The organism is Methylobacterium sp. J-070 (genome assembly GCF_022829385.1).
Lineage (GTDB): Bacteria > Pseudomonadota > Alphaproteobacteria > Rhizobiales > Beijerinckiaceae > Methylobacterium.
The window spans coordinates 87,796-95,389 of record NZ_JAKSXX010000189.1 but is presented as its reverse complement, the minus strand read 5'-3'; the positions used below and the strand labels follow the sequence as shown (position 1 = coordinate 95,389).

The window sequence follows — 7,594 nt, the reverse complement described above, 5'->3', positions numbered from 1 at the left end:
GTCTGGGCGGAACGGCCCCCAGGCGTCGCGGGCGGGGATCACTGGCCGAACTCCCACCACGGCACCCCTTCAGGCTGGCCGGGCTTCTCGCGGTGGGTTAGGTGGCCGAACGAGATCTCCGTGGCCGTGATCGCGCGGACTAGACCGCTGACCGGCAACACCAGACCACCGCAGGCATCAACCCGGATGATACCGGCCTCGGGGTGGACCCCGAACAACCGGACCGCGGTCCAGCCCAACGCCTCGGCCTGGGCGCCGAAGGTATCGAGGAAACCCAGCGCTCGCCTGAAGACAGCGATCCACTCGTCTCCACGGTAGCCGGGGCAGGGCGGACGTTCGGCCGAGAGCCGCGAGAGGCCAGAGCGCCAATGCGGAAGGCCGTCCGGCAGAACTCTAGCAGGGCCAATTTTCAGGAAATTTGTTTTTTTAGAATAGGTTAGATCAACTTTAGCAGCTCTAGCAACTCTAGCAGGGGGTGTCGGGACGGACACAGCCCCCACCCCCTGCTGCGCCGCCCCTCCCGCGTAAGTATATGATTTTATTATATTTTCTTTTCTTTCTTCTTCTTCTTCGCGTGTACGCGCGGAGGTGTCTGGCCCGCCCCCCCCTGCTAGACCTGCTAGAGTGCTAGAGTTTGGCGTAACGCTCTGATCTGAAACGTTATTTGCCGATTTTAGGGGTTGCGAGAGTTTTGCTAGAGTTTCGGCTAGAGCACTATCTGGCTCCGCCTCGCGGCTCTTGCGGCGGATTTCTTCCAGAGCCTTGAACGGGTCGAACAGGGGCAGATCGCTCATTGCTATCCTGCCTCCCCGACGATCCGGTAGGTCTCCTTGAACCTCTTGCCGCCGATCTCCTGCTTCCCGGCGGGCTCCAGCCATCCGAAGCGGACCAGCGCCTCGACGCGGCGGTGGACTGTGCCCGCGTCACCCCGAAGGTGCTTCGGCGCGAACTGCTGGATGAGGGTTGGAGAGATCAGCTTGCCGATACCCCACGCCTTCGGGTCGGCCAGCCACTCGGCGAGATCATTCTGCGCGCGTGTCTCGGGGTCGAGGATCGCGTGCCCAGTGATGCGGAGGGCCTCGCGCAGGTAGAACATCCCGATCGCGCAGGCCGCGGCCATCGTCTCGGCTGAGACCATCGCATCCAGGCTGCGGGCGGGTCCGTTAATTCGGCTGGGGTGGGCTACGTCGGGGGCAGCGAACAGGGTGAGGATGCCAGCGATGCGCGCTACGTTCTCGGCGATCTTGCCCGCTGCAGACGACACCGGACGCCACGCTTTGCCGGGACTGTTCTCGTCCTCGATCGACTGGCCGAACTGTCGGAACAGCGTCCAGGCGTCGGGCGCGAGGTCCAGCACAGGCGGGGCCAACTCGTTCCGCGCGCCCTCGCGGATCGGTAGCCCGACCTCCAGGCAGCGGCGGCACTGATCCTGGAATGCGATGAGGCGCTGATCTTCGCTCGGGTTGGTCGCGCGGAATACCCGGAAGCCGATTGTGCTTTCGGGGAACATCACCAAGAACCGGCCGACGATGCCCTGATCGTTGGCCAGTTCATCGCCAACGAAGGTCGAGGCGACTCGCGGTTGGGCCGCGAGGCTTATGCCGACACGGCGGCCGACGAAGGTCTGAGCATCCGCCGCGCGCACCCGCTGAGCTGATCCGTTGTCCCAGAGTTTCGACAGGCCGGTGACGGTACGCGTCCGGGCCTCTGGGCCCATCCCGTGGCCGCCGAGGAATTGTCCGGCCTCGGACGTGAAGATCCCGACGCTGGCGCGCCCGACGCGCAGCAGGTTGATGAGACCTTCGAGGTTCGGCTCCTCCGCGCGGATGATGGGCGTGACCGGCGGCACCGGCTCGCGCAGTGCCAGAAGGCGGCTCTCCCGCTCGGCCCGGTCGATCTTAGTGTCACGCTCGATCTTCTTCTTCTCGGCCTCGAAAGCCGCCCAGGCGGCTTTGAACCGGCGGTCCTCCTCGGCGTGCTCCAGCCGCAGCCGGGCTTCCTCATCGGCTACGGCGCGCAAGGCGAGGGTATCGCAGGCGGACTTGCGCTCGCCCGAGACGGCGATGGCCAGCATGAACAGGGACAGCGGGACCGGGGCGGGCAGGCCCTCCACCTTGATGTCGGCGAGCCCTTGGCAGACCAGCATCGCCGCGGAGAGCACGCTATGGGCGCATAGGGATCGGGGCGCCTGAACGTGCTCCTCCAGCGCCTCGATGGCGGCGCGCATCACGGGCGGCAGAGCCTCAATTGGGAACGGGGGGGCCGCGCTCATCGCGGGCGCGATCTCCAAGCGGTCGCGCTCGACGTGGATCTGTCCGCCCGGTCGGCCCGCGCCCTGATGTGCCCGTGCCCCGAAAGGTTCGCGGCGGATGCGGTTCAGCGCTTCGGCTGTTCCATTCACCGGCATGCAGCAATGTCCTCCCGAACCGTGTCGTTGAGGTCCTTGCTGCCTTCCGGAGGCCAGATGATCTCGACGTTCCGCCCTGCGTCGTGCCAGCGCTCGCCGACCCGCTCGATGGCGCGGGCGCTCGCACCGTTGGCGTCGTTTTCGGCCAGCACGATCAGCATGTGGACGCTGTCGAGGACCGGCAGCGCGCCGATCGCGCCAGATGAGCCAAGCGCCCAGGCGGGCTTCAGCCCCAGGCACTGGCGGGCCGTCTGGACGGTCTCGATGCCCTCGCCCACGATCAAGAACCCGTTCATCGGGTCGAGGCGGTCGAGCATGACGGCACAGCCCATCGCCGTGCCGAACATCTTCCGGTCGATCTTCCGCCCGTCCGCGTCAAGGGCCGTGCGGTGCAACCCGCGGATCTCGCCGGTTTCGATGTCGCGCAGGGCGGCGAGGATCGTCGGGGCGGTGCCTTCACCGAACCGTGCGCGCGGATGGAAACGCAGGACTGTCCCGGCGATGTCGTCGCCGATGTCGAGACCGCGGCTCCTGTAATAGGTGATGGCGATCGTGCCGCGCGGGTCCGACCCGGCGCGCCACATCTCCATCATCCTGCGCTGGCGCCACTCGGCTTCGGCGCGCTCCTGCGCCTCGGCCTTGCGACGTTGCTCCCGGCGCTGCATCGCCTCGATCGGGTCGGGCTCGCGGTCCCGGCCAGAAAGATCACGGCGCTCGCCCAGAACCTCCAACGCCCTGTCCTTCGCGGCGAGGGCGTCGGCTGCGGTGCCGTTGTGGACGTGGACGAGCAGGTCGCCCGGCGCGCCTAGACGCTCTGTGTAGGAGGTGCCACGATCCTTCGGGCCGTGGCCGGTGGTGGCGCAGAGTAGCGTCCGGCCACCATTCGTCAGATCACCGCCGAACGCGGCCTTGAGGGTGCGGATGCGGACGCTCATGCCACCCCCAAGCGTTCAGCAATGGTGGTGAGGGTGCTGGCCTGTTTCGGGGTCAGACCGAGCCCGCGCTCAAGGCGCTGGCCGATGCTGAGCAGAAAACTCGCCTCCCACTCGGAGAGGCGGCCCGCACTCGCGTTCTGACACCGGACCACGAGGTAGCGGTGCGCGCTGTTCCCGCGGGGCTGCCGACCCACGTCACGCCACGACCCGAACGGGTAGGCCGCAGGCTCCGGCCGCGGTGCGCGCTCGATGTATCGGATGACTTCGCGCGGCCCTTCGGCGACGTGCGCGGCAAGATCGTGCCAGTCGCGGCCCTCGGCCTTCAGCGTGCGGGTGACGGCCGCGGCTGTCGCCGCGACCTCCCCATGTTGATCGCTCGCCAATCTCGGGAGGAGTTTGGCGAGGCGGGCGGATAGGGTGGCGGACAGCGCGCTCATGCTGCCTCCCCCGCGTCGAGAACCATAGGCACGTAGCCCGAGGATCCGAACGGGCCGGCGACCGCCGTTAAGACGTAGATCTTGGGTCCGATCTGGACCCCGACCGATCCCACCTCAAAGGGCAAGATCCGCCACGGGGTAGGAAGCGGTCGCCAGACCTTGTCGGTGTAGGATCGGGTCTCGACCGCGAGCCACCGTTCCACACGCAGGGATCCGCTCCGACAGCGCCAGTTCTGCGGACGGCTCTTGCCAGCCGCCGCCAGTTCAACGCTGGAGATCAGCTCTGGAGTCCAGGCGGGGAACCGAGACACGATCGTGTGCCACGGCTCGAAGTCCTCGGCCTGCAAGACGAACCGCACGAGGCGAACCCGTCCGGCACGGCAGGCGTCAACCGACGCTGCTGCTGTCCGGTCTCCTAGGGGCGAGGTCGTCGCCCAGAGGAAGTCCGGGTCAGGGTAGTGGCCGATCTGGTTGCGACCGGGCTTCAACTGACCCTCAAGCAGGATGAAGGGCAGACGGCCGGTGTCGGTGTAGTGATAGACGACACTCATCGCGTCGCCTCCCTCAGGAAGCTGCGCGCGGCAACGCGGCCGGCGACGACAGCGATGACGAACCCTTGAGGGTCTAAAACCGCGGTCAGGGCGTTGGCGGGATGCCGGTGGGGTGCTATATCGGAGGAGTCGGTCTGCCGAGCGACATCTTCCGAGGGACGTGAGCGCCTGCACGCGCTCCGTCCCTCAACTGTTTTCAGGGGCATGACTCAAGCGGCCTCCATCTGAGTGGCAGCTTCGGCGGCGCGACGCAGCGAGGCCGGAAGCGGGTTGTCTTGAATGCTCTGGCGCCAAGCCGCCTCGTCCTGCGGAAAGATGATAACTCTCCGTCCGACGCGCGTTGTCTTCGGCGCGCGCCCTATGGCCTGCAGGTAAAAATAAGAACTCTTGCCGATCTGATTGCGGTCGCAGAACTCTGAAACGCTCAGAGCCCGAGTGTCATCTGACCGGATGACCTGAATTGGACTGGCGACCGACGCGGCGGCGGTCTCCGTCTTGAGACGAACACTTGTCCGAGGCATTGGCTAACTCCGCAAACCCCCGGAAGCCGGGGTGGAGTAAAGCTAGCCCTTCACAGCTTCGCTGATATGGTGCCGAAACCAACCTGGATTTCGTCCCTACCTGCCGCATTCACCTGGCGCGCGGCCGCCTCGGAAACTTGTTCCTCATGACCTTGGCGAAGGTCGCTGGCTCAATATCCGTTTCGTAAGCCCAGTTGATTGCTTGTGTTGCGACATGCGTGGTGACGCTAAAATCCTCCCGGTAACTGGTAGATCCGTAACCTTCTTGCTTAGCTACCGATCGGATGTCCTTCGCGATATTCCTACCTACTACGTGCCAGCGCGCGGACGGCCTGCCGGGTTGCGGCTTGGGAGCAGCTTTCAGTTTGCGGGCGACAAGTCCCAGACTTTCTAACGGATAGCAGATGGCATCTAGATCAAGTTCCTCGCGCCACGTGTAATTTCCGTGCCAGCGCCTCACGTTTTCTGCTTCATATAGAAGATGCCTGGCAGCATCTAGAAAGCGCTCAAGTTTCTGATCCCCATATTCGCGAGGGCTCACGTCTCGGAGTTGAGATAGAAGCTCGTGATCGGGATCCCTTCTCGGTTTTCTTTCTTCGATAGATATCAATAAGTCCTTTATTGACAATGCAGCTTCATCAGGTGCGGAAGCTTCTTTCGCTTCGAAATCGGCGGATATTATCTCATTATCTGCGCGATTGAAGGTAATTCTCAGCTTGTCGACCAGAGCGCACCAGACATTCATTGAGACATTGCTTAGATCTTTATTTAGATAATTTCTTTCGTTGAACTGTTGGAACCATCCGCGGACAAGGTTTGGAAGTGATCCCCAATCTTCGCGGTTCTTTCCCTCACGAATAAGTCGCTGGTTCATCCGACGCTCCGCAGCTGCGCCGGGGCCGGCGTGACCAATGAGACGGCCGCAAGCGCTGCCAGTTCATCCAGCGCCGTGACGATGTAGGCGGAGTAGTGCGCCTCGATCATCGCGGTTGATGTGTCATGAAGCGCAGCCACGAGGCGAACGGGCAGGTTGGCGCGCAGGCCACGGACGATGCTGCTGTGACGCAGCGCATAGGGAACGAGATTTACCGGTAGCCCAGCCCTCTCCAGTACGGACGACCAAGTGCGGCTCATCTCGGTAGCATTGCCCCACGGGACACGGCCGACCTTCTGTTGGACCCGAACCGTCACCGTCTGCCATCGCGGGCGTAGGAGCAGCGTATCCGTCCCGCGCCGGCCAACCAGTGCCGGGCGAAGGGCGGCTATCACGTCGGGGGCCACGCGAACCCCGATGTGCGAACTCTGGCGGCTGCCAGTGCCCTTCCGGCTGACTGGCACCATCAGCCGGTTCTGCTCGACCTGCACGTCCGCGACCGTCATGCGGCTGACCTGCGAGAACCGCAGGCCGGTCGCCGCCAGGACGATGACGAGGCGGTGCAGGTCGCCGTCCCATCCCCCTTCCGCGTCCACCTCTGCGGCGGAGGCCACGATACGACGGACATCGGCATCCGGCAGGATTTGAGCTTCGCGGGCGACAGGCGCGGACGATGCCTGAACCGCGAGGCCGTTGCGGATCGTCGTGCCGATCGTCGCGGGGAGCTGCGCCGCATGCCGCCGAACGGCCGCGTTCAGGGCTGCACGGAAGTCGTTGGTGATCCGCCTGACGCTGCCGTCCGTCAGCGCAGTGGACGCCTGTGCCCGCCACGTCTGAAGGTCGTCGGCCGTGAGCGCCTGCAGGGGCTTCTCGGCGAGATCCGCTCCGAGTACGTGCCGCGCCAGTCGGGAGCGGGTGTGCCGCCGCAGAGGCAGGCCGTTCCTGATCTTCGCCTCTTTGGCCTCGCAGCTCTCGATGTACCCTGTGACGGCGCCGCGCACGGTGATCGTCGGCCCCATCGCCGCGATCCGCTCGGCCTCCTCGACCTCCCGTATCCTGCCGCGCGCTTGCGCCTGGGCCTGCTGGAAGGTCAGCACGGTCGTCCCGTTGGCGGCCTGGCGGTCGTCCGCTCGGCCGAGCGCCTCGACGACATACCGCTCGTTGCCGAGATACCGGCGGGCGACCCAGGTGCCCCCGGTCTTGCCCTTGCGATAGCCGAGGTGAAGCCCTCGATCGATGGCCCGGAAGTAAGGTTTCGACTGCGCCTTCAGTTTCGCTCGCGCCGTCGGGGAGTCCAGAACGGCGTCACGTACGCGGTTGGCCATGGATCAGATCCTGTCCAATTTGCGTCCAATATGCAGGCGTGAACTAGAGTGGACAAGAGAGGATTGGAGCAAGCTAAGATTTAAACCGTGGCAGCGCGCAGTGAGCTTCAGTGGACTGAAGTTTTTCCCTACGATGGCATCTCCACCGCGATCATCTCCTCGGTGAAGAGCGTCGGCTACGGATCCGGCAACCTGAAGCTGCCGGTGGTGAGCGGCCAGGATGCCGAGCTGCAATCGGTCAAGTCGATCGTCGCGGGCGAGCAGACGGCGACGATCTTCAAGGACACCCGCGACCTGGCCAAGGTGACGGTGGCGATGATCGACGCCATCGAGGCCGGGCGGCAGCCCGAGATCAACGATGCCAAGACCTACGACAACGGCAAGAAGATCGTCCCGTCGTATCTGCTGACGCCGGTGATCGTTACCCGGGACAACTGGAAGGCCGCCCTGGTCGACACGGGCTATTACACCATCGACCAGCTCAAATGAGCGCAGCGGGGCCCGACCGCGCGGCCCCGCACCGATCCTGCGCCCGCGCCGGTTC

At 64.8% G+C, this 7,594-nt stretch carries 7 protein-coding genes and 1 pseudogene; 1 reads left to right on the top strand and 7 read right to left on the bottom strand.

Annotated features, from left to right (window positions below; translation table 11 throughout):
* Positions 1-38: 38 nt before the first annotated feature.
* The 7 genes from MKL01_RS20300 to MKL01_RS20270 form a co-directional block, all read right to left on the bottom strand.
* Entirely contained in the window at positions 39-794 is a 756-nt protein-coding gene (locus MKL01_RS20300; protein WP_243906999.1) for a hypothetical protein, read from the bottom strand.
* A 2-nt stretch (positions 795-796) separates the two neighbouring features.
* Positions 797-2,272 carry a YfjI family protein gene (locus MKL01_RS20295; RefSeq protein ID WP_243906998.1) on the bottom strand — a complete coding sequence of 492 codons (1,476 nt, stop codon included), beginning with the start codon at positions 2,270-2,272 and terminating at the stop codon, positions 797-799.
* 125 nt (positions 2,273-2,397) lie between these two features.
* On the bottom strand, positions 2,398-3,342 hold the full coding sequence (locus MKL01_RS20290; protein WP_243906997.1) for a toprim domain-containing protein: 945 nt from the start codon (positions 3,340-3,342) through the stop codon (positions 2,398-2,400).
* Positions 3,339-3,779, bottom strand: coding sequence for a hypothetical protein (locus MKL01_RS20285; protein ID WP_243906996.1), 441 nt, complete (start codon positions 3,777-3,779; stop codon positions 3,339-3,341). The genes MKL01_RS20290 and MKL01_RS20285 overlap by 4 nt, the downstream gene beginning before the upstream one ends.
* Positions 3,776-4,330, bottom strand: a complete 555-nt coding sequence (locus tag MKL01_RS20280; RefSeq protein WP_243906995.1) for a hypothetical protein — start codon at positions 4,328-4,330, stop codon at positions 3,776-3,778. The genes MKL01_RS20285 and MKL01_RS20280 overlap by 4 nt, the downstream gene beginning before the upstream one ends.
* Before the next feature lie 630 nt (positions 4,331-4,960).
* On the bottom strand, positions 4,961-5,725 hold the full coding sequence (locus MKL01_RS20275) for a hypothetical protein (protein ID WP_243906994.1): 765 nt from the start codon (positions 5,723-5,725) through the stop codon (positions 4,961-4,963).
* Positions 5,722-7,050 (bottom strand): tyrosine-type recombinase/integrase, encoded by a 1,329-nt coding sequence (locus MKL01_RS20270; protein WP_243906993.1) that lies wholly within the window; start codon positions 7,048-7,050, stop codon positions 5,722-5,724. The genes MKL01_RS20275 and MKL01_RS20270 overlap by 4 nt, the downstream gene beginning before the upstream one ends.
* A 126-nt stretch (positions 7,051-7,176) precedes the next feature.
* Between MKL01_RS20270 and MKL01_RS20265 the strand changes: the two are divergent.
* Positions 7,177-7,539: pseudogene (locus tag MKL01_RS20265) on the top strand (sugar ABC transporter substrate-binding protein); the annotation flags it as partial.
* Positions 7,540-7,594: the final 55 nt, after the last annotated feature.